The organism is Rhodococcus sp. T9N (assembly GCF_024436645.1).
Taxonomy (GTDB): Bacteria; Actinomycetota; Actinomycetes; order Mycobacteriales; family Mycobacteriaceae; genus Rhodococcus_F; species Rhodococcus_F qingshengii.
Genome location: NZ_JAMSKS010000019.1, coordinates 30,482 through 53,754, shown reverse-complemented (window position 1 = coordinate 53,754; position 23,273 = coordinate 30,482). Strand labels below are relative to the sequence as shown.

General features: G+C 62.3%; 25 protein-coding genes and 1 riboswitch. Of the genes, 10 read left to right on the top strand and 15 right to left on the bottom strand.

What is annotated here, in order from left to right:
• Positions 1–91 precede the first annotated feature (91 nt).
• The gene (locus M1L53_RS25525; protein WP_003944487.1) at positions 92–829 is read left to right on the top strand and encodes a polyprenol monophosphomannose synthase; all 738 of its coding nucleotides are present in this window, start codon (positions 92–94) and stop codon (positions 827–829) included.
• On the opposite strand, the gene M1L53_RS25520 is transcribed toward M1L53_RS25525, so the two are convergent.
• Entirely contained in the window at positions 804–1,610 is an 807-nt protein-coding gene (locus M1L53_RS25520; RefSeq protein ID WP_054187669.1) for a helix-turn-helix domain-containing protein, read from the bottom strand. The two genes, M1L53_RS25525 and M1L53_RS25520, sit on opposite strands and share 26 nt — an antisense overlap.
• Before the next feature lie 138 nt (positions 1,611–1,748).
• Here M1L53_RS25520 and M1L53_RS25515 point away from each other — a divergent pair, with 138 nt between their 5' ends.
• Positions 1,749–2,114: a nuclear transport factor 2 family protein gene (locus tag M1L53_RS25515; RefSeq protein ID WP_054187670.1), complete on the top strand. Its 366-nt coding sequence runs from the start codon at positions 1,749–1,751 to the stop codon at positions 2,112–2,114.
• Positions 2,115–2,162: 48 nt separating this feature from the next.
• A complete protein-coding gene (locus tag M1L53_RS25510) occupies positions 2,163–2,654 on the top strand; it encodes a MepB family protein (RefSeq protein WP_054187671.1) in 492 nt (163 codons plus the stop codon).
• Here the strand turns inward: M1L53_RS25510 and M1L53_RS25505 are convergent.
• Together M1L53_RS25505 and M1L53_RS25500 are read right to left on the bottom strand one after the other, a co-directional pair.
• Entirely contained in the window at positions 2,629–3,210 is a 582-nt protein-coding gene (locus M1L53_RS25505; RefSeq protein WP_054187672.1) for a dihydrofolate reductase family protein, read from the bottom strand. The genes M1L53_RS25510 and M1L53_RS25505 overlap by 26 nt on opposite strands.
• A gap of 94 nt (positions 3,211–3,304) precedes the next feature.
• The gene (locus M1L53_RS25500; protein WP_003944491.1) at positions 3,305–4,696 is read right to left on the bottom strand and encodes a glycine--tRNA ligase; all 1,392 of its coding nucleotides are present in this window, start codon (positions 4,694–4,696) and stop codon (positions 3,305–3,307) included.
• Positions 4,697–4,894: 198 nt separating this feature from the next.
• Between M1L53_RS25500 and M1L53_RS25495 the strand changes: the two genes are divergently transcribed.
• Positions 4,895–5,278 carry a metalloregulator ArsR/SmtB family transcription factor gene (locus M1L53_RS25495; RefSeq protein ID WP_003944457.1) on the top strand — a complete coding sequence of 128 codons (384 nt, stop codon included), beginning with the start codon at positions 4,895–4,897 and terminating at the stop codon, positions 5,276–5,278.
• Positions 5,279–5,289: 11 nt separating this feature from the next.
• Positions 5,290–5,721 carry a Fur family transcriptional regulator gene (locus M1L53_RS25490; RefSeq protein WP_003944514.1) on the top strand — a complete coding sequence of 144 codons (432 nt, stop codon included), beginning with the start codon at positions 5,290–5,292 and terminating at the stop codon, positions 5,719–5,721.
• A gap of 5 nt (positions 5,722–5,726) precedes the next feature.
• Here the strand turns inward: M1L53_RS25490 and M1L53_RS25485 are convergent, their stop codons facing one another.
• Genes M1L53_RS25485 through recO form a run of 3 tightly spaced genes read right to left on the bottom strand, consistent with a single transcriptional unit; the run spans position 5,727 to position 7,736 of the window.
• The gene (locus tag M1L53_RS25485; protein WP_019749000.1) at positions 5,727–6,149 is read right to left on the bottom strand and encodes a YbjN domain-containing protein; all 423 of its coding nucleotides are present in this window, start codon (positions 6,147–6,149) and stop codon (positions 5,727–5,729) included.
• Positions 6,146–6,964 (bottom strand): isoprenyl transferase, encoded by an 819-nt coding sequence (locus M1L53_RS25480; protein WP_003944543.1) that lies wholly within the window; start codon positions 6,962–6,964, stop codon positions 6,146–6,148. Before M1L53_RS25480 ends, M1L53_RS25485 begins: the two co-directional genes overlap by 4 nt.
• A complete protein-coding gene (gene recO / locus M1L53_RS25475; RefSeq protein ID WP_029255636.1) occupies positions 6,921–7,736 on the bottom strand; it encodes a DNA repair protein RecO in 816 nt (271 codons plus the stop codon). Before recO ends, M1L53_RS25480 begins: the two co-directional genes overlap by 44 nt.
• Positions 7,737–7,832: 96 nt before the next feature.
• On the opposite strand from recO, the gene M1L53_RS25470 reads away from it, so the two are divergent.
• The gene (locus M1L53_RS25470) at positions 7,833–8,582 is read left to right on the top strand and encodes a TetR/AcrR family transcriptional regulator (RefSeq protein WP_054187673.1); all 750 of its coding nucleotides are present in this window, start codon (positions 7,833–7,835) and stop codon (positions 8,580–8,582) included.
• Here the strand turns inward: M1L53_RS25470 and M1L53_RS25465 are convergent.
• Positions 8,579–9,568 carry a diiron oxygenase gene (locus tag M1L53_RS25465; protein WP_003944493.1) on the bottom strand — a complete coding sequence of 330 codons (990 nt, stop codon included), beginning with the start codon at positions 9,566–9,568 and terminating at the stop codon, positions 8,579–8,581. The two genes, M1L53_RS25470 and M1L53_RS25465, sit on opposite strands and share 4 nt — an antisense overlap.
• Before the next feature lie 103 nt (positions 9,569–9,671).
• Positions 9,672–10,112, bottom strand: coding sequence for a DoxX family protein (locus tag M1L53_RS25460; RefSeq protein WP_003944516.1), 441 nt, complete (start codon positions 10,110–10,112; stop codon positions 9,672–9,674).
• Between the two features lie 138 nt (positions 10,113–10,250).
• Positions 10,251–10,344, top strand: a riboswitch (TPP riboswitch).
• A gap of 17 nt (positions 10,345–10,361) precedes the next feature.
• Here M1L53_RS25460 and M1L53_RS25455 point away from each other — a divergent pair.
• Positions 10,362–11,126, top strand: a complete 765-nt coding sequence (locus M1L53_RS25455) for a 3-oxoacyl-ACP reductase (protein ID WP_046379952.1) — start codon at positions 10,362–10,364, stop codon at positions 11,124–11,126.
• A complete protein-coding gene (locus M1L53_RS25450) occupies positions 11,126–12,406 on the top strand; it encodes an LLM class flavin-dependent oxidoreductase (RefSeq protein WP_054187674.1) in 1,281 nt (426 codons plus the stop codon). Before M1L53_RS25455 ends, M1L53_RS25450 begins: the two co-directional genes overlap by 1 nt.
• Here the strand turns inward: M1L53_RS25450 and dinB are convergent.
• Complete coding sequence (gene dinB, locus M1L53_RS25445) at positions 12,403–13,701, bottom strand: DNA polymerase IV (RefSeq protein WP_007731083.1); 1,299 nt, start codon at positions 13,699–13,701, stop codon at positions 12,403–12,405. The two genes, M1L53_RS25450 and dinB, sit on opposite strands and share 4 nt — an antisense overlap.
• Positions 13,702–13,822: 121 nt before the next feature.
• Between dinB and M1L53_RS25440 the strand changes: the two genes are divergently transcribed.
• Together M1L53_RS25440 and M1L53_RS25435 are read left to right on the top strand one after the other, a co-directional pair.
• Positions 13,823–14,284, top strand: a complete 462-nt coding sequence (locus M1L53_RS25440; RefSeq protein WP_007731082.1) for a MarR family winged helix-turn-helix transcriptional regulator — start codon at positions 13,823–13,825, stop codon at positions 14,282–14,284.
• Complete coding sequence (locus M1L53_RS25435) at positions 14,281–15,261, top strand: zinc-binding alcohol dehydrogenase family protein (RefSeq protein WP_042924097.1); 981 nt, start codon at positions 14,281–14,283, stop codon at positions 15,259–15,261. Before M1L53_RS25440 ends, M1L53_RS25435 begins: the two co-directional genes overlap by 4 nt.
• A gap of 9 nt (positions 15,262–15,270) precedes the next feature.
• Here the strand turns inward: M1L53_RS25435 and M1L53_RS25430 are convergent, their stop codons facing one another.
• Genes M1L53_RS25430 through kdpF form a run of 6 tightly spaced genes read right to left on the bottom strand, consistent with a single transcriptional unit; the run spans position 15,271 to position 23,038 of the window.
• On the bottom strand, positions 15,271–15,951 hold the full coding sequence (locus tag M1L53_RS25430; RefSeq protein WP_003944545.1) for a response regulator: 681 nt from the start codon (positions 15,949–15,951) through the stop codon (positions 15,271–15,273).
• Positions 15,948–18,488: a sensor histidine kinase KdpD gene (locus M1L53_RS25425; protein WP_003944466.1), complete on the bottom strand. Its 2,541-nt coding sequence runs from the start codon at positions 18,486–18,488 to the stop codon at positions 15,948–15,950. The genes M1L53_RS25430 and M1L53_RS25425 overlap by 4 nt, the downstream gene beginning before the upstream one ends.
• Before the next feature lie 7 nt (positions 18,489–18,495).
• Positions 18,496–19,146: a potassium-transporting ATPase subunit C gene (locus tag M1L53_RS25420; protein WP_007731080.1), complete on the bottom strand. Its 651-nt coding sequence runs from the start codon at positions 19,144–19,146 to the stop codon at positions 18,496–18,498.
• Between the two features lie 6 nt (positions 19,147–19,152).
• Positions 19,153–21,258 carry a potassium-transporting ATPase subunit KdpB gene (kdpB, locus tag M1L53_RS25415; RefSeq protein WP_054187675.1) on the bottom strand — a complete coding sequence of 702 codons (2,106 nt, stop codon included), beginning with the start codon at positions 21,256–21,258 and terminating at the stop codon, positions 19,153–19,155.
• The gene (kdpA, locus tag M1L53_RS25410; RefSeq protein WP_003944472.1) at positions 21,255–22,940 is read right to left on the bottom strand and encodes a potassium-transporting ATPase subunit KdpA; all 1,686 of its coding nucleotides are present in this window, start codon (positions 22,938–22,940) and stop codon (positions 21,255–21,257) included. Before kdpA ends, kdpB begins: the two co-directional genes overlap by 4 nt.
• Positions 22,940–23,038 carry a K(+)-transporting ATPase subunit F gene (gene kdpF / locus M1L53_RS25405; RefSeq protein ID WP_007731078.1) on the bottom strand — a complete coding sequence of 33 codons (99 nt, stop codon included), beginning with the start codon at positions 23,036–23,038 and terminating at the stop codon, positions 22,940–22,942. Before kdpF ends, kdpA begins: the two co-directional genes overlap by 1 nt.
• Positions 23,039–23,273 lie beyond the last annotated feature (235 nt).

Sequence of the window (23,273 nt, the reverse complement as noted above, 5' to 3'; positions counted from 1 at the left end):
GTCGAGGTAGTAAAATCCCTACTTTGTTCACGACCGCACTCGTCGTACGCTTCATCCGGCAAGTCGGGATCACAGATCATACGAAGGTGTTATGGAAAGCGTCGCCCCGCAGATAACCGTCGTTGTACCTACATACAACGAGCGTGAGAACCTGCCAAAGCTCGTCGATCGCCTCGCCGCGTTGAAGATCCCGAACCTGCACGTCCTCGTGGTGGATGACAACTCCCCCGACGGCACGGGTGAGGTTGCGGACAAGTTGGGTATCGACGGTCCCATCCCGGTCGGAGTGCTTCACCGCACGGTCAAGGACGGTCTCGGCCGTGCTTACGTCGCGGGCATGAGCCGGGCTCTGGCGGAGAACGCAGACATCGTCATTCAGATGGACGCAGATCTCTCGCACCCGTCCGAGGCGATCCCCGCCATGATCGAGATCCTCACCACTACCGATGCGGCAGTCGTTCTCGGCTCCCGCTATGTCGAAGGCGGCGCAGTCGCCGGCGACTGGCCGTGGCACCGCAAGGCTTTGTCCGCCTGGGCGAACTTCTACGTCAATGCCATTCTGCGACTGCACGTCAAGGATGCGACCGCCGGCTTCAAGGCGTGGCATGCAAAGACCTTGCGCGACATCGACGTCGAATCGGTGCAGAGCAACGGCTACGCGTTCCAGGTCGAGATGAACTACCGAGTTGTTCAGCGCGGCATGAAGATCGCCGAAACGCCCATCCGCTTCGAGGAGCGCACCGAAGGCGTCTCCAAGATGAGTCTCTCGGTTCAGTTGGAGTCTGCACTGGTGCCGTGGAAGCTCAAGTTCGGCAAGAAGTCCCTGTGACCTCGGCGGCCGATCGAAAGTAGTCGGCCGTCTGCGTGTCCGACGGGTAGAACGATTCGATCGCAATCTCTGCGAGCGTGACGTCGCGCGGCGTACCGAACACTGTGGTGGTGCTGAACATCGCCAGTTCGGTATCGCCGACGCGTACACGCAACGGAACCAGCAGGGAATTCGCGCGGTCGTCGTGCCAGTCTCCGCCGCTGGGATAGGCGCGCAGCTCGTCGAGCAACGACGACAGCTGCGCATCCGCACTGACCTCCACTTCCCGAGCCAGCCTTGTGAGCAGGTGGGCCCGCCACTGCGCGAGGTTCACGATCCGCGGCGCCATGCCCTCGGGATGCAAGCTCAGACGCAATACGCTCACCGGTGGTTCCAGGAGGAAATCAGCGGCGCCCGCGGTCAAAATTCCCACGGCCTGGTTCCCGGCGACCATCTCCCACTGCTGATCGACCACCACGGCCGGATACGGGTCATGCGCGTCGATGATGCGATCGATGGCCTCACTGACCGCTGACATCGGCGCTTCTGCTAACGACTTCTGCGAGTACTCCGGCGCGTGGCCACTTGCCAGCAGAAGCGTGTTCTGTTGTCGTAGAGGAACATCCAGACATTCGGACAGGTGAAGAATCATGTCCCGGCTCGGCTTGGAGCGGCCGGTTTCGATGAAGCTCAGATGCCTGGTCGACACTCCTGCCGCCGCCGAGAGTCCCAACTGAGTGAGCCTTCGCCGCTCCCGCCACCGCTTGAGTTCGGAGCCCACGTCCATCGTCTCGAAGGTCATTCTTTCAAGTTAGCGACCCGAGGTAGCCGAGGCCATGACCTCAGAGGTAATCGACCCGAAGCAGTTTCGGAGGAACAGTGGTCTCAGCCGGCGAGGCCGCCGGACATTCACCACCGGAAACTGATCAAGGGAGCGACCATGAGCGACTTCGACGCAATCGCCGACGCCTACATCGACATGTGGAACGAAACCGATACCACCGCCCGTAAAGCACGGATCGAGCAATTGTTCGCACCCGGCGGTCGCTACACCGATCCGCTCGCGGACGTTACCGGACACGATCAGATCGACGCGATGATCAACGCTGTGCAGCAACAATTTCCGGGCATGCACTTCACCCTCGTCGGACCGGTGGACGCGCATCACCGACAGGCCCGATTCGGTTGGGCTCTCGGCCCGTCGGGGGCCGAGTCACTGATCGACGGATTCGACGTACTCGAACGCGACGACGACGGCCGGGTGACGCTTGTCCTCGGGTTTCTCGACAAGGTGCCTTCGGCCTGAATCGGGACTACCACCGACAGCGTTCGTCACGAAGGTTGTCGGTGGTTCGTGGCATCATCGGTGCCGATGAACGCCGACGGATTTACCTGGTCCACACCGATTCCCGAGTCCGAGGGTGCTGAGTACGACGCTCACACGCTGACCGTCAACGGCCTTCCCACCGTCTATCGAACCGCCAAGACGACGCCGACCAAGCTCGGTCAGTTCGTCACACTGTGGCGCCGTTCCGAGGCCGGGCCCATCCGCCCCTTCGACATCGGCGACCGCGTGATGCTGTTCGTGGTGAAGGTATACGACGAAGAGCATTCGGGGCACTTCGTCTTTCCCGTCGAAACCCTCGTCGAACACGACATCGTCTCGACGAACTTCTCCGGCGGTAAGCGCGCTGTCCGGGTCTATGCGCCCTGGGTTACGCCGACCAGCGCGCAAGCAGTCAGAACTCAGCGCTGGCAGATTCGGCATTTCGGCGAGTTCCCTGATGTACTCAGCTCGACTGTGTTCAGCTCAACTGCGTTCAGCTCAACTGATACGTCGCGATGATGACGCCTATTGTCGTGGGGACGCTGTCGGTGAGGGTGAACTGAGCGAGCGCAGCTCCGTCGGGGAACAATCTGCGCCCGGTTCCGAGAACCAGCGGATGTATCAGCAGAGTGTAGGTGTCGACGAGACGTCGCTCGGCCAAGGACGTGATCAAGTCGCCGCTGCCCAGAATCGCCAGATCCGGGCCCTCACTTTCCTTGAGCGTGGCGACCGCGTCGGCGGCATCACCTTTCAACAAGGTCGAGTTCTTCCACGGCAGCGGTTCACCCAAAGTTCTTGAAACTACGTATTTCTGCGTGTTGTCGAGCACCTCGGTGAACGGATTGTCGGTCTGAAACGGCCAGTACGAGGCGAAGTTTTCGTACGTTCTGCGGCCGAACAGCAACTCCGATTTCTTCGCCATCCCCTCCCCCATCTTCTGCGCCATGACGGAATCGTTGAAGGGTGCTGCCCACCCACCGTGCTCGAATCCGCCACGACGGTCCTCGTCCGGCCCACCAGGTGCCTGCATGACACCGTCGAGAGTCACGCTGTTGGTCACGCTGAGTTTTCTCATAACTTCGATCCTGCGCCTGAAGGACCATCGGGGAAAGAGAAAACGGGCGGTCCTTCTCGATTGAGAAGGACCGCCCGTCAGCTTCGAACGAGAATCAGGAGCCGATCAGCCGTGCGGCCAGGTAGCTTTCCACCTGATCGAGGGCGACGCGTTCCTGCGCCATGGAGTCACGCTCACGCACCGTCACAGCCTGGTCTTCGAGAGTGTCGAAGTCGACCGTGATGCAGAACGGTGTGCCGATCTCGTCCTGGCGACGGTAACGACGACCGATGGCGCCGGCGTCGTCGAACTCGACGTTCCAATTCTGACGCAGCTGCGCTGCAAGATCTTTGGCCTTCGGCGTCAGGTCCGCGTTACGCGAGAGCGGCAGAACGGCAGCCTTGACGGGAGCGAGTCGACGATCCAGGCGGAGCACTGTGCGCTTGTCGACGCCGCCCTTGGAGTTGGGCGCCTCGTCCTCGGTGTAGGCGTCGACCAGGAAGGCCATCAGCGAACGCGTGAGACCGGCCGCCGGCTCGATGACGTACGGCGTGTACCGCTCGCCCGTCGTCTGGTCGTAGTAGTTCAGCTCGGTGCCCGAGTGCTTGGAGTGCGTCGAGAGATCGAAGTCGGTACGGTTCGCGATGCCCTCGAGCTCGCCCCATTCGCTGCCCTGGAAGTGGAAGCGGTACTCGATGTCGGTCGTGCCCTTCGAGTAGTGCGAAAGCTTTTCCGGCGCATGCTCGTACAGACGCAGGTTGTCCTTGTTGATACCGAGGCCGGTGTACCAGTCAAGGCGGTAGTCGATCCAGTACTGATGCCACTGCTCGTCCTCGCCCGGCTTGACGAAGAATTCCATCTCCATCTGCTCGAACTCACGGGTGCGGAAGATGAAGTTGCCGGGGGTGATCTCGTTGCGGAAGCTCTTGCCGATCTGGCCGATGCCGAACGGCGGCTTCTTACGCGAGGTGGTCAGCACGTTGGCGAAGTTCACGAAGATGCCCTGAGCAGTCTCGGGGCGAAGGTAGTGCATGCCCTCTTCGCTCTCGACGGGGCCGAGGTACGTCTTGAGCATCATGTTGAAGTCGCGCGGCTCGGTCCACTGGCCGACGGTGCCGCAATCGGGGCAACCGATGACATCCATCGAGACGTCGTCCGGGTTGTCGAGCTTCTTCTTCTCCGCGTACGCCTCCTGCAGGTGATCCTGACGGTGACGCTTGTGACAGTTGAGGCACTCGACGAGCGGGTCGTTGAAGACACCGACGTGACCGGACGCGACCCACACCTCGCGGGGCAGGATCACCGACGAGTCGAGGCCGACGACGTCCTCGCGGCTGGTGACCATGTTGCGCCACCACTGGCGCTTGATGTTCTCCTTGAGCTCGACACCCAATGGGCCGTAGTCCCATGCGGACTTGGTACCGCCGTAGATCTCACCGCACGGGTAGACCAGGCCTCGCCGCTTGGCGAGATTGACAACGGCTTCGATCTTGGACTTGGGTGCCACTCGATTGCTCTCCATCTGGGTAATAGATGCATGATTTTCGTGCGCTTTTCGCACCATCAGCCTATCTGGCGGCTGCCACGCACTTCCGTCCAAGGTTGACATGCATACTTGTGCATATCAAAATGAAAGTGATTTGCAATAATGTGGTGAGATGGCTATGCCCGGACATCATGATCTACCCCTCGAAGGAGCCTCGCTGTGAGCATTGCGGATACCGGCGATCTCCACAAAAGCCATGATCATTCCGACCTCGGACACACGCACGACCCGTTCGAAGCCGCACCGCCCGCGCCCGTGCCGCCCAAGGAAACCCTGGCGGCCGCCGGCGAAATTCTGCGGGCGCTCGCTGCACCCGTTCGGATCGCGATCGTGCTTCAGTTGCACGAGTCGGAGCGTTGCGTTCACGAACTCGTCGGAGCTCTCGGTGTCACTCAGCCACTCATCAGCCAGCATCTGCGCGTACTCAAAGCAGCGGGCGTCGTCCGCGGCGAGCGCAACGGACGAGAAGTTCTCTATCGACTCGTCGACGATCACCTTGCACACATCGTCGTCGACGCTGTCGCCCACGCCGAAGAAGGATGAGATTCCACCGCATGAACACCCCGGGCAGTACGACCTCGAAACGTGGACCGGCCACAGTCGGCGTTCGTTCCACGAAACAGCGCAGCGCCATCTCCGCCCTGCTCGACGACATCGACGAATTCAAGTCGGCACAGGAATTGCACGACGAACTGCGCAAGCGAGGTGAAGGCATCGGCCTGACCACCGTCTACCGCACGCTGCAGGCACTCTCCGACGCCGGAACCATCGACGTCCTACGCACCGACACAGGTGAGTCCGTCTACCGACGCTGCTCCTCCGGGCACCACCATCACCTGGTGTGCCGCAACTGCGGATTCACCGTCGAGGTCGAGGGCCCGACGGTCGAGCAGTGGTCACAGACCATCGCCGAGGACAACGGTTTCACCGAAGTGAGTCACACCGTCGAGATCTTCGGCACCTGCCGCGACTGCGCCGCCGCCTGAGAGCGTCAGGGAATCAAACCCTGCCGGGCGGTATCGGCACCGGTGAGCGCCAGTAGCAACATCGTGGTCAGTGCCTCGTCGTCCAGTCCGGCGGCAGGGAACGTGTAACGCAGGATGACGTCCGCCAGACTGCCGTGGCCGAACACCGCGATGGAGCCGAATTGGATGGTGCGATTCCGCTCGGCCACCTTGCGATGCAGTGCCGCGCTCACCGGTCGGTCCCATGCGAGAACGCACGTCATGGACAACACGTCCAGACCCTCGGACAGATTCATCGCCTGGATGGAACACAGCGCGCCGGAGTATTGGAAACCCAGTGATCCGTCGGCAGCAACATCGACCGTCACGAAATGCGCCAGCGAGGCGGCCGCGCGTTCTTGTAGGCGGGCTGCTTCGTCGGTGGTGTCGGTCATGTTCTCCCCTGTCATTTGACGCCACCGAATCTACGGTCGCGTGAGGCGTACTCGACGCAGGCGGCCCAAAGGTCGCGGCGGTCGAAATCGGGAAACAGCTTCTCCTGGTACACCATTTCGGCGTAGGCGGATTGCCAGATCAAGAAATTGGACGTCCGCTGTTCCCCCGACGGACGCAGGAAGAGGTCGACGTCGGGCATGTCGGGTTCGTCGAGGTACTTGGCAACCGTCGCCTCGGTGATCTTGTCCGGATTGATCTCACCGGCCGCGACACGCTTCGCGATTTCCTTTACCGCATCGGCAATTTCGGCCCGGCCGCCGTAGTTCACACACATGGTCAAGTTCATGACGGTGTTGTTCTTGGTCAGTTCTTCGGCGATCTCGAGTTCCTTGATCACGCTGGCCCACAGGCGCGGCTTACGACCGGCCCACCGAACACGCACACCCATTTCGTTCATCTCGTCGCGTCGGCGGCGGATGACATCACGGTTGAAGCCCATCAGGAATCGAACCTCGTCGGGACTCCGTTTCCAGTTCTCGGTGGAGAAGGCGTAAGCGGAGAGCCACTCGACACCCATCTCGATGCACCCGCAGACGGTGTCCATCAGGACAGCTTCGCCGCGTTCGTGCCCGGCGGTTCGGGGCAGACCGCGCTCCTGCGCCCATCGTCCGTTGCCGTCCATCACCAAAGCGACGTGGCGCGGGATCAGTTCGGTCTGCAGGATCGGCGGGGTTGCCCCGGACGGATGTGGGTCCGGTGGTCGGATCACCCGGTCAGCAGCAGAATCAAGCGGAGTTCGCGGTTCGCGTCGTCGAATCACGTGTTCCATCCTGCCTCACGGGCAAGTCGACCTCGACGGCTGCATGCGGCCTCGAACGCTCGATCAGCGGCAACGTCCGCAATTGGCGCTCGAGATGCCACTGCAGGTGTGCCGCGACCAGTCCGCTGGCTTGCGTCCGCAGCGTCGCGGGCGCCGAATCGGTACCCTCCCACTCCCCTCGGAGCAGGGCTTCCATCAAGTCGAGCACTCCGGGCGACGGCGTCGCAGCACCCGCCGGGCGGCAATAGGTACACACGGCTCCGCCTGCGGCGACATGAAAGGCCCGGTGCGGTCCAGGAGCACTGCAGCGGGCGCACTCTTCGAGGGCAGGCGCCCAACCCGCATAGCCCATGGCTCTCAACAAGAACGCGTCGAGCACGAACTCGACCGGTCGTGCCTGCTCGGCAATCGCACGCAGCGCTCCCACCGTCAATCGCTGAAGCTGCGGGGCCGGCGCGCGTTCCTCGCCGGCCAACCGCTCGGCAGTTTCGAGTACGGCGCAGGCCGTGGTGTACCGGCTGTAGTCGTCGACGATGTCGGTGGCGAATGCGTCGACCGTCTGCACCTGAGTGATGATGTCGAGATTCTTGCCCGGAAGTAGTTGCACGTCGATGTGAGCAAACGGTTCGAGTCTGGCACCGAATTTGGAGGTGGTTCGGCGGACACCTTTGGCCACGGCACGTACCAACCCGAACTGACGGGTGAGCAACGTGACGATGTGGTCGGCTTCGCCCAGTTTGTGCAGGCGCAGCACCACTGCCGTGTCTCGATACAACCTCACTCGACCAGTGTCCCACGTTGTACCGACGACCGATCCCGATGCCGCGCCCGATGACAAGTCGGAAACACGACAGGTCCGTCCGGATAGACTGGCGCGATGCCGAGCGACGCAATTGCGCAACCTGTCACTGCAGAGTTGACCGGTCGCGAAGCGCGGTGGGAGCGACACAACTCCGAGCGTCAGAAACGGATACTCACCTCGGCGGTCGAACTGCTCGAAGAGCGTGCGGCAGGTGCCGAGGTGTCCGTCCAGCAGATCGCCGATCGTGCCGGCCTCGCCAAGTCGGTGGTGTACCGCCAATTCAGCGGCCGAGACGACCTCGATCGACGAGTCCGAGCGTTTGTGCTCGGACAATTTGCGGCGGCCCTGGACGCGTCGATGAGCATTTCGGTAGGCACTCTCGACCAGATCCTGACCCGAACCATCAGCGCCGTCGCCGAGTGGATCACCGAGCATCCGCGGATTCACGAGTTCATGGGTACCGGCCCCACCGACTACGACGACGAGAGCATCGACGCGATCAGCAGTCTGAAGGCCACAATCGCCGACTCCGCCCTCACCACTATCACCGAAGTCGGTCGATCCGTGGGGATCGACTCCTCACCCTTCGATTCACTACCGTTCGCAGTGGTGACAATGGTCGAGGGCACGCTCACCCACTGGGTCCGAAGCACCGATCCGAAGCCGAGCCGCGAAGAGATCGTCGCCGACCTCGCGAAATACACCTGGTACATGTTCGACGGCGTTGCCCGCTCGAGCGGACTACAGATCGATCCCCATGTCGAATTGTCCACGCTCATAGCCGAGCTGGTGTCCTCCGACGGAGGAACTTCGCGGCCGGACTAGATCCGGGTCTTGTCGGAACGCTTCGGCTCGCCGCGGTAGCGGGCGTAGTCGCCGTCGATGCGCAGCTTTCGCCACGCACGCTTCGACACCGGATTCATCAATCCGAGTTCGTCTGCCAGGGCTCGCATTTCGCCGAAGTAGTTACCCAGGATGCGGCGTGAATGCGGGCTCCCCCAGAAGGCGCTCTTCATCACCTCGTCCGGGATTCCGAATTCTTCGGCGAATTCCTTTGGCGGTGACATGATTTCACCCGCAAGCCAACGCATCGCGCCGGGGAAGGCGACCGATGTGATGGCTCGACTCGTACGACTGAGTCTGGGGACGTGATTGCGCAGGAACTCGTGAGCAAACGAGATGTGTCTCGCTTCTTCGGCGATGTGAATCTCCATGGTGCGGAGCATCGCCGGCGGCGTGTCCTTACCCTCACGGATGAGATCCTTCTGGAAGTGGTCGATCGGTTCTTCACCAGCCAGAATGCCGATGAAGAAGATGACCGGGAACTTTGCTCCCAGCACTCCGATGATCGGCGACAGCCGCCGGAACATCGGACGCATACCCGGCACGTCGATGTCCATGCGATTGACGAGTTCCTGGAACATCTGGATGTGATTGCACTCTTCGGTCATCTCGTGCAGGCAGTACCGGAACTCAGGCGACTGGTTGGGTAGCGCCATGATGTATTGCAGCATTCCCCGGATCAAGATGCTCTCGAAGGCCGAACCCACCTTGGTCACGTTCGCCTGACGCCACATTCCCATGGCGATTCGACGCTCCAACGACTGATCCTGGTACCACTGCGTCGCCCCGAGGGGGTCCGACACGGACGAGAGCACCCATCTCGGATCATGCGGATCGATCGCGAACTCTGGTGAATCCCAGTCGATGTCGAGATAGGGATCGAAACTGCGGGCAACTGAGCCCTCGGACAAAGTCTGCAGTACCTGGTGGTACGGCTTTTCCACTTCGATCGACGCTGACCGAGCCATCGGTGTCTCCTCACGGCCAGTCCGTCGATTGCAGTCGACGGACTTGAATGAGGTCAAACATAATGGGACACCGCGTCCCACGCAACCCCCTCGGGGGCCTATTTCAGGCCCGACGCAGCGGGATGATCTCGCGAACCTTCTCGTCCCGGAGATACAGTCCCGCCCACATGACGATTCCGGTGTAGACGGCAAACAGGGTCGTGCTCAGCAGAGGCTGTTCAGCTCGAAGGTTGGTCAACACCGCTCCCCCCAGGTAACCGGTGAGCAGAATCGCGCCGAGTATCGACGTTCGCGGAATCACGTACAGCGCAAGGCAGATCAGTTGCACCACCCCAGCCGTCAATGCCAGCGAGTCCGGCAACCCAAGTTCAGCCGACGCATCCTTGACTGTCTGAAGGTTGAGAATGTGGATGATGCCGTCGAAGAGCATGAAAACGACGAACAGCCCACTCAGGACGTATCCGAGCTTGCGAGCCGTGGCCGAAGGTGTCGTCGTCGTGGCGTTACCGGAAACAGTTTCGTTGTGGACGGGCTGGGTGGTCATCGGAATCTCCTGGGGCGAAGGCGAGCGGCCGGTTGCCACTTCGCTTGCAATTACGACTCCCGCGCGATCGAAAACTCATCGCGCCGGCCGTTACAACGCACCCGGCGTTCAGGACGATTCACCTCACGTGGTCTGATGGACGGTGACACGGGGTGCCGAAAAAGTCGGCTGAGATCAGACCCGATGAACCTGACCAGTTAGCACTGGCGGAGGGATGTCGACGTGACCGAACAGCAATTTCAGCGCGCATTGAACCTCGACGAGCAGATCGTTCTGATCACCGGTGGCGCCCGCGGGCTCGGCGCCGCACTGAGCCGAGCATTCTCCCGCTCGGGCGCCAGAGTAATCGTGAACTACAACAAGAGCCGCGATGCCGCCGAGGCCCTGGTCGCCGAACTGGGTGAGGATCGCACCTTCGCAGTCCAGGCGGACGTGACGGACCGCAGTTCCGTCGACCAGTTGTTCTCCGCTGCACGCGAGAGATTCGACGCACCGATCTCGACCGTGGTCGACAATGCACTGGTCGACTTCTCGTTCAACGGCGATGCACGGCCGAACGCGGACACGATCACCTGGGCCGACTTCGACTCTCAACTACGCGGAGCTGTTGCCGGAACACTCAATACCACCCAGGCAGCGCTACCAGGCATGCGCGAACTCGGCTTCGGCCGAATCATCACTGTCGGAACCAATCTGGTCCAGAATCCGGTAGTTCCGTACCACGACTACACCGCTGCCAAGGCCGCACTGTTGGCACTGACACGGACGCTGTCCGCCGACCTCGGTCCGGACGGGATCACAGTCAACATGGTCTCGGGCGGCTTGCTCCGCACCACCGATGCGAGCGCCGCAACACCGGAAGCCGTGTTCGACATGATCGCGGCAAGCACTCCCCTGCGCCGAGTCACCACGCCGGACGAATTTGCCGACGCTGCACTCTTTTTCGCCTCACCATGGTCACGGGCCGTGACCGGTCAGAACCTGGTTGTCGACGGCGGACTCGTCAAGAACTGATGGGCGCGCAATTACGGATAGGTGCGTTCCTGCTCGGGTGCGGACATCACAGTGCGGCATGGCGTCATCGCGACTCACCGGTCGAAAGTCTCGGCGACATCACGTATTACGAGTCGCTCGCCCAGATCGCCGAACGCGGAAAGCTGGACGCCGTCTTCTTCGCTGACGGTCACAGTGTTCGCGAACCGGAGTCGGGTGCGTCGTGGTTTCTCGAGCCGATCACCGCATTGACTGCCATGGCACGAGCGACAGCGGACATCGGCCTGGTGACCACCATTTCCACCACTTTCTACACGCCGTTTCACGCGGCGCGACTGTTGGCCTCGCTCGATCACATCAGCGGCGGACGGGCCGGCTGGAACGTCGTGACCTCGATGTTCGACCAGGAGGCGCGCAACCACGGACTCGAGGCGATGCCCGATCATGCATCCCGATACGAACGAGCCGACGAATTTGTCGAAGTGGCCCTCGCATTGTGGGATTCATGGTCGGAAGACGCGCTGATTCTCGACCGGTCGGGGCGTTTTGCCGACGCAAACAGGATTTCTCGAATCAATCACGACGGCAAACATTTTCGGGTGGACGGGCCGTTGACGGTTCCGCACTCCCCGCAAGGCCGGCCGGTCTTGTTCCAGGCCGGGGCGTCCGAGCAGGGCCGCGATCTGGCGGCGCGTCGCGCCGAGGCAATCTATTCGGTTGCCTACGACTTACCCAGCGCACAGACCTACTACGCGGACGTGAAATCGAGAATCGAGCGAGCCGGCCGGGATTCGAACTCTGTCGCCGTGATGCCGGGACTGGTCACCTACGTCGGCAGCACCGTCGCCGAGGCCAGGGCGAAGAAGGCCGAACTCGATCTCCTGCTGCCCACCGAACAGTCGATACGCCAACTCTCGTTGTTCACCGGACAGGATTGCGAGAACTGGGATCTCGACGGGCCCGTGCCCCCGTTGCCTCCACTCGAAGCGTTCACAGGGCCGCAGGGACGCTACGCCACTATTTTGCGGATCGTCGAGAAGGACGCACCGACTGTGCGGGAGCTCCTCGGGACGCTCGCTGCGGGTGGTGGTCACGCAACGATGATCGGAACACCGGAGTCGATTGCCGACGAGATGGGATCCTGGTTGAACGGCCGCGGTGCCGACGGTTTCAATCTGATGCCGCCGACCTATCCGCAGGGTCTGGAAGATTTTGTCGATCACGTGATTCCGGTGCTGCAGGCGCGTGGGTTGTTCCGTCGCGAATACGAGGGAGCGACTCTGCGAGAAAACCTCACCTAGTCCGGCAGTAGCGGCACCGACAGGTCCGGATCGCGTCCCAGGAGCACTCCCCTCGTGAGGGCCGCGGAGCCGAACTTCTTCCGGACACTGTCCATTGCCGAGTCGAGGGCGGCAGTGTCCGGACCCGCGAATCCTGGACCGTCGAAGGGCAATTCGAGTTGTTCGGCGCCGTCCCGATCCAGGTTGGAGACAGCGACACCGATCAACGTGATGCCCTTGTCCGCGATCATCGGTATCGCTTCGTCCAGCAGCACCATCGAGGCGCTCAGCAATTCCGCTGTGTCGGCGGTGGACCGGCGCAGCGTGTGAGATCGAGTTGCCCGCGTGAAATCCGCGAAGCGGAGCCGGAGCGTGACCGTGCGCCCCGTCCGCTGCGCCGAACGCATGCGTCGACTGACACGGTCGACAAGGGACATCAACGACGCATCGAGTTCTGCGCGGGGATGGGATCCGCGACCCAGCGCATGCTGAGCACCCATCGAACTGCGGCCACGATAGGCGCGGACGGGGCGCGGATCTCGATTGTGTGAGAGTGCGTAGAGATGGCGACCGGCGCCGCCCCCGAGAATCGAGACGATCGAGGATTCGTCGTGCCGAGCGATGTCACCCACCGTCACGATGTCGAAGTTTCGCAGCTTCTGGGCCGTGATCTTGCCGACGCCCCACAGCTTCTCGACCGGCAAGGGATGCAGGAACTCGGTCTCGCCCTCCGGCGGCACTCGCAGCAATCCGTCGGGTTTCGCGAATGCACTGGCGACCTTGGCCAGGAACTTGGTGCGTGCGATTCCGACCGTGATCGGTAGTCCGACCTGCTCGGCCACATCGCGTCTGAGGTTGGCTCCGATCTGCAGCGGGTTTCCCACGATCTTGGCGAGCCCGCCGACCTCGAGAAAGGCCTCGTCTATGGAGATTCCTTCGACCAGCGGCGACGTGTCGTGAAAGACGTCGAACACGTCTTTGCTCGCCTGCGAGTACGCCGACATTCGCGGAGGGACGACTATCGCCTGAGGACACAGTGATCGGGCCTGACCACCGCTCATGGCTGTGCGAACCCCGAACGCCTTGGCCTCGTAGCTTGCCGCCAAGACCACCCCACCACCGACGATGACCGGCCTGCCGGCCAGAGTCGGGTCGTCGCGTTGCTCGACTGATGCGTAGAACGAATCGAGGTCCGCATGCAGGATTGTTGCGTCACCTGTGGACCGACTACCGCCAGAATGATTACCGCCGGAACGAGCACCGCCAGGGTGATTACCTGGCGTTTCTTGATCCAGCGGTTCATGCGACACGAACATATGTTCCCATGCGCCACCGACACAATGAAAGGCCGCAAATAGATTCCATGGAATTAATCACCAATCGGGCGTACGGTGAGAAAATGATTCCACGGAATGCATATCGGTTCGGAGTCTGCTCGTGACCAGATCAGCCCTGAGCAGGCACTTCGACAACCTCGTCCGCTTCGAAACCGAACTGTGGACGGCCGTCGACCAGCGACTCCGAATCGAGCACGACCTGCCACTGAGTCGATTCGAGCCGATGCAGATCATCGACAGGCTCGGCTCCTGTCGGGTCTTCGACATCGCCGAGGCCCTCGCGATCACCGTCGGTGGCACGAGCAAGCTGGTGGATCGAATCGAAGCGGCTGGACACTGCCGTCGAAAATCCAATCCCACCGACAAACGATCCTCACTCATCGAGTTGACTCCCGAGGGCAATGAGCTGTTGCGGCGGGCGAAGGCAACGTTCGACGGCGAATTGGAGCGCCGTCTCGGTTCCGTGCTGACGCCCGACGCTCTCGATCGATTCGGCGCCACACTGGCCACGCTGCGTGAAGCCAATCGAAACCTGACACCGACCACGAAGGAAAAAGCATGACCGACACAATGCGCGCAATCGTGCTCGACGCCCCCGGCCCGCCAGAAGCATTGACTATCAAAGTGATTCCGATACCCGTGCCGATTGCGGGCTGGGTACTGGTCCGGGTGAAGGCTTTCGGCCTCAATCGATCCGAACTTCACACCCGCCTCGGCCTCGCCGAAGGCGTGACATTCCCGAGGGTGCTGGGCATCGAGGCCGTCGGCGAAGTGGTGAACTGCCCCGGCGGGGAGCTCACCGAAGGCCGGCAAGTCGCCGCCATGATGGGTGGGATGGGGAGGACGTTCGACGGCGGTTATGCCGAGTACACGTGCGTTCCCGTCAGTCAGGTCGTTCCCTTCTCGAGCGAACTGGACTGGTCGACAGTGGGAGCTGTTCCCGAGATGCTGCAGACGTCCTACGGCTCGCTGACGGTAGGACTGGACGCGAAATCCGGTCAATCCCTGTTGATCCGGGGAGGAACCTCCTCGGTCGGCATGGCAACCGCAGTCCTGGCGAAGCAGTGGGGACTCACTGTCCTTGCGACCACCCGAGATGCGAACAAAGCGTCGTCGTTGACCGCGATCGGGGTTGACCACGTTATCGTCGACGACGGTGCTGTGGCCGGCCAGGTTCGAGACATCCTCCCGGGCGGTGTTGATCTGGCCCTCGAATTGGTCGGAACACCAACACTTCCCGACACGTTGCGCGCGACCCGCGTTCACGGCACCGTGTGTTTCACGGGAATGCTGTCCAACGAGTGGACAGTCAAAGACTTTTATCCGATCGACTACATTCCACGCGGAGTGCGATTGACCTCGTACGGTGGGGACGCGTCCGACCTGCCTGCCGGCGTACTGCAAGACTTCCTCTCCGCTGTGGCGTCAGGCGAGGCGGTGGTACCGATCGACGAGGTGTTCGCGTTCGAGGACATCGCGCGAGCACATGCCAAGATGGAAGCCGGTACGGCACGTGGCAAATTGGTAGTTGTGCTCTGACCTGGCTTCTCACACCACGAATCGATAACCCATTCCTGCCTCGGTGATCAGATGCTTGGGGTTCGCCGGGTCATCCTCGAGCTTCCGACGAAGTTGAGCCAGGTAGACACGTAGATAGTGGGTCTCGGTGTCGTACGCCGGTCCCCACACTTCCCGAAGCAACTCCTTCTGCCCGACCAGCTTTCCGCGGTTGCGCACAAGCATCTCGAGCATGCCCCACTCGGTCGGAGTCAGGTGCACCTGTTCACCGCGCCGACTCACTGTTTTCGCAGCCAAGTCCACCGTGAAGGACGCGGTCTCGACCGACGGTTCCGAAGTGTCCGCCGCGGAGGTTCCCCGCCTCGCCGCAGCGCGCACGCGGGCCAGAAACTCGTCCATCCCGAAGGGCTTGGTGACGTAGTCGTCCGCACCGGCGTCGAGAGCCTCGACCTTGTCCGCGGAATCCGTGCGCGCCGACAGCACGATGACCGGCGCCGTGCACCAGCCACGCAGGCCGGCAAGCACTTCGGTGCCGTCCATGTCGGGCAGTCCGAGATCGAGTACCACGACGTCCGGTGGACGCTCGGCAGCAGCCCGCAAGGCACCGGCGCCCGTCGACGCGGTCACCACCTCGTACCCGCGCACCGAAAGATTGATACGCAGAGCTCGCAGAATCTGCGGTTCGTCGTCCACTACCAGGATTCGACTCATGATCCATTCCCATTCGTACCGGCCGCAGCCAACTCCACGATCATCGTCAATCCCCCACCAGGTGTGTCTGTGGCGCTGACCGTTCCGCCCATCGCATCGACAAATCCGCGCACCACGGAAAGTCCGAGGCCCACTCCGCCGGTGTTGTCGCGATCTCCCATCCGTTGGAACGGCTGGAACATCGTTTCGGCCTCACCTCGCGGAACACCTGGGCCCGTATCGGCAACACTGATCACCACACGATCACCGAGTTGCGCCGCCCCGACGCGCACCGGGGTTTCTCCCCCGTAGCGCAGAGCGTTGTCGACGATGTTCGCAATCACCCGCTCGAGCAGACCTTGATCTGCCTGCACTGCAACGGTACCCACGTCGACGACTACACTTCGAGCCCGCGAATCCGAGCGTCCACCGATGCCGAGGCCCAGCAACGCGCGGTGAACCACCTCGTCCAGATACACCGGCCGCAGCGTGGGTTTCACCACCCCGGCGGCAAGTCGGGACGAGTCGAGCAAGTTCCCGACCAGCGCCGTCAACTGATCCGCCGACTCCTCGATGGTTGCCAACAATTCAGCGGTGTCTTCGGGCGAGAACTCGATGTCGTCGCTGCGCAGACTCGACACCGCCGCCTTCACTCCGGCGAGAGGCGTTCGCAGGTCATGGCTTACCGCTGACAGCAGGGCTCGACGCAGTTGATCAGCCTCGGTGAGCGCGGCAGCCTTGCTCGCCTCGACTGTCAGTTTCTCCTGGCGGATCATCCCAACTGCTTGGTGAGCCACCACCGTCAGCACTCGTCGATCCCGCGCACTCAGGTCGGGCCCAGCCAACAACAGCGCGTATTCCCCGTCGTTGACCTCACAGACCGTATCCGCTTCGTCGTCCGTGGTCGGCGGCTGCGTACCCACGGCGGCGATGACTCCGTCGTCGTGATGAATGACGGAAACCCCTCGCTGGCGATAGATTTCGAGTGCCTTCGCCAGAAGTGTCGACAGATCCGCTCCGCGGAGAACTGATCCCGCGAACAGTGTGAGCAGTTCGGCTTCCTCGGATGCGCGCTTCGCCTCGCGGGCGCGCTTTGCTGCGGCGTCGACCAGAACGGCAACTGCCACAGCCACGATCAACAGCACGACAGTGGTGATGAAGTTGTCAGGTTCGGCGATGGTGAAGCTGTACCGCGGATCGGTGAAGAAGTAATTGAGCAGCAGTCCCGAGATCAGGGCCGACAATATCGCCGGGCCGACGCCGCCGAGGAGGGCGACCAGAACGACCACGACGAAGAACAGCGCGTTCTCGCCGTTGACCCCGGAGATTCGGTCGACGAGACCCATGATCGCGGCCGCGAGCGAAGGCACGACGATCGCCGCAATCCACGACAGGACCCGGCGCTCCGAGCGCCCCAGCACCGAAATGCGTCGTCGCGCCGTCGCTTCCTCGTGCGTGACCATGTGAACGTCGATACCACCGGACTGCTGAACCACCGCAGCGCCGATCCCCTCGTCGAGGATGCGAGCCAGGCGGGAACGCCGCGACGTTCCCAGCACCAACTGTGTGGCGTTCTCCTCACGCGCGAACTCGAGGAGCGTCGACGGTACGTCGTCACCGACAACGGTGTGAAGCGTGGCGCCGACTCCGACAGCCAACGCGCGCACCTTGCCCATCTCGGGGGCCGAGACGCCGGTGAGTCCGTCACCGCGTACGACGTGGACCACCATCAGCTCGGCGCTCGACTTCGACGCGATTCGAGATGCGCGTCGTACCAGGGTTTCCGACTCCGGTCCCCCGGTCACGGCAACGACGACACGCTCGCGCGCTTCCCAGGTATCGGTGATCTTGTTCTCGGCCCGGTATTTCGCCAGTGCGGCGTCCACCTGATCGGCCACCCACAGCAGAGCCAGTTCGCGTAGCGCCGTGAGGTTTCCGCGTCTGAAGTAATTGCCCAAGGCCGCATCGACCCGTTCTGGTGAATACACGTTTCCGTGAGAAAGTCTGCGGCGCAGCGCCTCCGGGGTGATGTCGACCAGCTCGACCTGCGCCGCACTACGCACTACCGCGTCCGGAACCGTCTCCTGCTGAACCACGCCGGTGATGTGCGCGACAACGTCGTTGAGGCTTTCGAGGTGTTGCACGTTGACCGTGGACAGAACGTCGATCCCGGCTTCGAGCAGTTCCTGTACGTCCTGCCAGCGCTTGTGATTCTTGCTCCCTGGCGTGTTGGTATGTGCCAACTCGTCCACCAGGACAAGGGCCGGACGCCGAGCCAACACGGCCTCGACGTCCAGTTCCGGCATCCGTGTTCCGCGATAATCCACCAGCTTGGGCGGCACTGTTTCGAGGTCTCCGATCTGCGCCGCGGTGCGGGCGCGGCCGTGTGTCTCCACGACGGCCGCGACCACGTCACAGCCACGATCTCGACGCCGATGAGCCTCACCGAGCATCGCGAAGGTCTTTCCGACGCCGGGCGCAGCGCCGAGGTAGATACGCAATTCACCACGTTTGCGTGCCCTACCGAAAGATTGACCGACCTTCTCCGAAGAACTCACGTGACAATCATCCACCAGTCGTCGGTGCAGCACACGTAGGTGCCGTCAATCCGAGTGCCAGGTTCAATTCCAGTACGTTGACTCGCTCGGCTCCGAGAAATCCGAGTTGCCGACCGTCGGTGTGCTCGGCCACCAAGTCCCGCACCTGGTCTTCCGAGATGCCGTTGTTGGCCGCCACCCTCGCGACCTGCAGTTCGGCGTACGCCGGACTGATGTGGGGATCGATACCCGAGCCCGAACCGGTGACTGCGTCGACGGGAACCGATGCCGGGTCGACACCCTCACGTGCCGCGATGGCTGCCCGGCGCTCGATGACGAATCCGGCCAGAATCTCGCTGCTCGGCCCCTGGTTGGACGGCAGTGCCGCAGCGGGATCACCGGTGGCAAACGGATCCTCGTCCGAAACGGATCCGACAACACGATTGTGGAAGAACGGGTCCTGCTGCCCTTCGGCGACCTGCGGATCGACACCCACCCAGGCACTGCCGACCACGCAACCGGCGGCATCGGTGACCGGTGAGCCTTCGGCAGATCCGGAGCTGATCCGGCTGACACCCCACACCGCGGCGGGATAGACCACACCGAGAACGACGGTGAGCGCGAGCAATACGAGCAAACCCGCCCACACCTGTTTGGCAAAACCGATAGTGAAACGCATGTCAGGTCACCCAATTCCAGGAATCAAACGTACGACGAGATCGATCAACCAGATACCGACGAACGGTGTGATCACACCGCCGAGACCGTAGACGAGCAGGTTACGTCCGAGCAACTGCGATGCCGTCGACGGTCGGTATCGAACACCCTTGAGTGCCAACGGAATCAAACCGATGATCACCAAGGCGTTGAAGATCACGGCCGAGACGATCGCTGATTCGGGGGTGGCGAGACGCATGATGTTCAACGCGTCCAGCTGCGGGTAGATGCCGCTGAACAAGGCCGGCAGGATTGCGAAATACTTCGCCAGGTCGTTCGCCAACGAGAATGTGGTCAACGCGCCGCGGGTGATCAGCAATTGCTTGCCGATTTCCACCACCTCGATCAGCTTGGTGGGATCGGAATCGAGATCGACCATGTTCCCGGCCTCTTTGGCTGCCGAGGTTCCCGTGTTCATCGCGACCCCGACATCCGCCTGGGCAAGGGCGGGAGCATCATTGGTCCCGTCACCGGTCATCGCGACGAGACGTCCGCCTTCCTGTTCCTTCCGGATCAGGGCCAGTTTGTCTTCCGGAGTGGCCTCCGCCATGAAGTCGTCGACGCCCGCCTCGTCGGCAATCGCCTTCGCGGTCAACGGATTGTCGCCGGTGATCATGATCGTGCGAATACCCATCGCCCGGAGTTCGGCGAACCTGTCAGCCATTCCCGGCTTGACGACGTCGGACAACGCGATCACGCCGAGGATCGAGGTACTCTCACCATGCTTGACGGCAACTACCAGCGGCGTTCCGCCCGCTTGGGCGATGCCGTTCACGGTGTCGGTCACCGCGCTCTCCGCGTGTCCACCGCCACTGACGACCCAGTTCATCACCGCATCTGCTGCACCCTTTCGGATTTGGCGTCCGGAGTGGTCGAGTCCGCTCATCCGGGTTTGTGCCGTGAACGGAACGAACTCGGCGCGTTCCTCGTCCAGCGTCGGCTCGGCAGCGAGACCGAACTCCGCTGCGCACAGCTCGACGATGCTCCGTCCCTCGGGAGTTCCGTCGGCAAGGCTCGACAAGCGAGCTGCCGCAGCAAGATCGTCGGCGGATACACCGGGCGCCGGATGGAGTGCGGTGGCCCGGCGGTTACCGAAAGTGATGGTTCCGGTCTTGTCCATCAACAGGGTGTCGATGTCGCCCGCAGCTTCCACCGCGCGCCCCGACATCGCGAGAACGTTGCGCTGGACGAGGCGGTCCATGCCCGCGATACCGATCGCCGAGAGCAGCGCTCCGATGGTCGTCGGGATCAGGCAGACGAGAAGTGCGATCAGCTTGATCGGATCCTGCTCGTGCCCCGCGTACAAGCCCATCGGGCCGATGGCTACGACGGCGAGGAGGAAGATGACGGTCAACGACGCGAGCAGGATGTTGAGCGCAATCTCGTTGGGTGTCTTCTGACGTGAAGCACCCTCGACGAGCGCGATCATCCGGTCCACGAACGAACTGCCCGGTGCTGCGGTGATTTCCACGACGATGCGGTCCGAGAGAACCGTCGTACCACCGGTGACGGCGCACCGGTCACCACCGGATTCACGGACCACCGGCGCGGATTCACCGGTGATCGCCGATTCGTCTACGGAGGCAATACCTTCGACCACGTCGCCGTCGCCGGGGATGACCTCGCCGGCAACCACTATCACCCGATCGCCGACCACCAGTTCGGTGCCGGAAACCGATTCGATCGCACCGCTCATCGTGATCCGATGTGCTGTGGTGTCCTGCTTCACCTTTCGCAGGCTCGCCGCCTGCGCCTTGCCGCGCCCTTCGGCCACGGATTCGGCGAGGTTCGCGAAGATCACCGTGAACCAGAGCCACAGGGTGATCACCCAGGAGAACACCGAGGGATCGGCGATCGCCATGACAGTGGTGATGACGGAACCGACGAACACCACGAACATGACCGGGTTGCGGGCGAGATGGCGTGGGTCGAGTTTGCGCACGGCCCCCGGCAACGCGGTGATCATCTGCCGCGGGTTGAAAACGCCTGCGTGTACTTGACGGGACTGCCCTGGATCAGCCTTGTCGGCGGCGTCTTGCGCTACCACGGGTTTCTCACTGATACGCACGGTCATTGAAGAGCCTCCGCTAGCGGGCCCAGCGCGAGGGCCGGGAAGAATGTAAGTGCAGCAACAAGAACGACGGTGCCGGTCAACAAACCGGTGAACATCGGTCCGGACGTCGGGAGGGTGCCGGCCGTCGGCGCCACCTTCTTCTGCGAGGCAAGAGCACCGGCCAAAGCGAGAACGAAGATGATCGGCAGGAATCGGCCGAGAAGCATGCAGATTCCGAGAGACGACTGGAACCAGTCGCTGGTGACCGTCAGACCGCCGAAGGCGCTGCCGTTGTTGTTGGAGGCGGAGGCGAAGGCGTAAAGCACCTCACTGAACCCGTGGATCGATCCCGGCGTGCCCGGATCTCCCCCATTGCCTTGATAACCGGTGGTCGAACCGAGGATGACGGTGATGGCGGTACCGATCAAGACCAGCGCGGGCATGACCAGAATCGACAGCGCCGCAAGGGTGATCTCGCGTCGACCCAACTTCTTGCCGAGATATTCGGGCGTGCGACCGACCAGCAGTCCGCCGACGAACACTGCGATCAATGCCAGCACAAGAATCCCGTAGAGGCCGGTTCCGACTCCACCTGGCGCAATTTCGCCGAGCAACATGTTGAGCAGGACCGCGCCGCCGCCGAGGGGTGACATGCTGTCGTGGGCCGAGTTCACCGCGCCCGTCGACGTTCCCGTGGTCGCCACCGCGAACAACGCCGATCCGGGGATTCCGAAGCGAACTTCCTTGCCCTCCATCATCGAACCAGCTGCTGTGGCGGCAACACCGCGTGCGCCGGATTCGGCAGCGAGCGTGACTGCGAGCAGCCCGCTCCACAGGATTCCCATCACTGCCAGCAGGGTGAGGCCTTGCCTACGATCCCCGACGAGAGTTCCGAACGTTCGGGTGAGGCAGACCGGAATCAACAGGATCGCCAGAATCTCGACGACATTGCTCAACGGGGTGGGGTTCTCGAACGGGTGCGCCGAGTTGGCAGCCAAGATCCCGCCACCGTTGGTGCCGAGTTCCTTGATCGCTTCCTGGGACGCGACGGGGGCCAGTGCATTGGTCACCGCATTGCCGTCGAGGCCGGTGGAGGCGAAACCGCTGTGGAACGACTGGATCACACCCTGGCTCAACAGGATCAGGGCGATCACGAAGGAGAACGGGAGGAGGATGCGCAGAGAACCACGCGTCAGATCGACCCAGAAGTTGCCGATCTCGCCGCCCCTGGCCACCCGAATGAAGCCGCGAACCAATGCGATGGCCACCGCCATGCCGACCGCTGCCGAGACGAAGTTCTGCACCGCCAGACCGACGGGCTGAACGAAGTTGCTCATCGTCGTTTCCGGCGTGTACGACTGCCAGTTGGTGTTCGCCACAAACGAAATCGCGGTGTTGAACGCTACGGCGGGACTGACCCCGGACAGACCGTCACTCAGCGGCAGTACTCCCTGAATCCGTTGCAGGAAGTACAGGAACAATGCGCTGGCCAGTGAGAATCCGAGAACGCTTGCGGCGTAGCCGTACCACGTCTGCTCGGCCCTGGAGTCGATCCGACCGACGCGGTAGATCACACTCTCGACCCGAAGATCTCGCGTCGACGAGTAAACACGCGCCATGTAGTCGCCCACCGGGACGTAGGCGATTGCCAGAACGACGAGGACAAAAGCGATCTGCAGGCCGGCTGCAAGAGCGGGCGACATCAGAACCTCTCAGGATCTACGAGTGCAACGAGCAGGTAAATGACCAATGCCGCGGCGACGGCGATCAGAACCACGCTGACCACACCGGCAACCGTCATTTGGGAGCGCTCGCCTGTAGGGCGCGCAGTACCAGCGCGCACACGAGAAAACCGCCGAGAATCAGAGCAACGTAGGCCAGATCGGCCATGAGCTTCCCTCTTCGAAATCTTTTGCCGTGCTGCTGTGCATCGCAGCCATGACGCGCGGTCGCCCTCGACCGGATGCGCTCTCTCAGCTTCGACCTCCGGAAAGGCCGATTCCGCGTCTCTGACGATCCGCTTACGCACTGACCTG

Coding starts and splice junctions, on each gene's coding strand:
- M1L53_RS25490 (WP_003944514.1), top strand. CDS start 5,290: ATGAACACCCCGGGCAGTACGACCTCGAAACGTGGACCGGCCACAGTC.
- M1L53_RS25480 (WP_003944543.1), bottom strand. CDS start 6,964: ATGGAACACGTGATTCGACGACGCGAACCGCGAACTCCGCTTGATTCT.
- M1L53_RS25435 (WP_042924097.1), top strand. CDS start 14,281: ATGACCGACACAATGCGCGCAATCGTGCTCGACGCCCCCGGCCCGCCA.
- kdpB (WP_054187675.1), bottom strand. CDS start 21,258: ATGACCGTGCGTATCAGTGAGAAACCCGTGGTAGCGCAAGACGCCGCC.
- dinB (WP_007731083.1), bottom strand. CDS start 13,701: ATGTTCGTGTCGCATGAACCGCTGGATCAAGAAACGCCAGGTAATCAC.
- kdpF (WP_007731078.1), bottom strand. CDS start 23,038: ATGACGGTTGCCGGTGTGGTCAGCGTGGTTCTGATCGCCGTCGCCGCG.
- M1L53_RS25460 (WP_003944516.1), bottom strand. CDS start 10,112: ATGACCACCCAGCCCGTCCACAACGAAACTGTTTCCGGTAACGCCACG.
- M1L53_RS25420 (WP_007731080.1), bottom strand. CDS start 19,146: ATGCGTTTCACTATCGGTTTTGCCAAACAGGTGTGGGCGGGTTTGCTC.
- kdpA (WP_003944472.1), bottom strand. CDS start 22,940: ATGTCGCCCGCTCTTGCAGCCGGCCTGCAGATCGCTTTTGTCCTCGTC.
- M1L53_RS25450 (WP_054187674.1), top strand. CDS start 11,126: ATGGGCGCGCAATTACGGATAGGTGCGTTCCTGCTCGGGTGCGGACAT.
- M1L53_RS25430 (WP_003944545.1), bottom strand. CDS start 15,951: ATGAGTCGAATCCTGGTAGTGGACGACGAACCGCAGATTCTGCGAGCT.
- M1L53_RS25485 (WP_019749000.1), bottom strand. CDS start 6,149: ATGACAGGGGAGAACATGACCGACACCACCGACGAAGCAGCCCGCCTA.
- M1L53_RS25465 (WP_003944493.1), bottom strand. CDS start 9,568: ATGGCTCGGTCAGCGTCGATCGAAGTGGAAAAGCCGTACCACCAGGTA.
- M1L53_RS25505 (WP_054187672.1), bottom strand. CDS start 3,210: ATGAGAAAACTCAGCGTGACCAACAGCGTGACTCTCGACGGTGTCATG.
- M1L53_RS25470 (WP_054187673.1), top strand. CDS start 7,833: ATGCCGAGCGACGCAATTGCGCAACCTGTCACTGCAGAGTTGACCGGT.
- M1L53_RS25520 (WP_054187669.1), bottom strand. CDS start 1,610: ATGACCTTCGAGACGATGGACGTGGGCTCCGAACTCAAGCGGTGGCGG.
- M1L53_RS25525 (WP_003944487.1), top strand. CDS start 92: ATGGAAAGCGTCGCCCCGCAGATAACCGTCGTTGTACCTACATACAAC.
- M1L53_RS25515 (WP_054187670.1), top strand. CDS start 1,749: ATGAGCGACTTCGACGCAATCGCCGACGCCTACATCGACATGTGGAAC.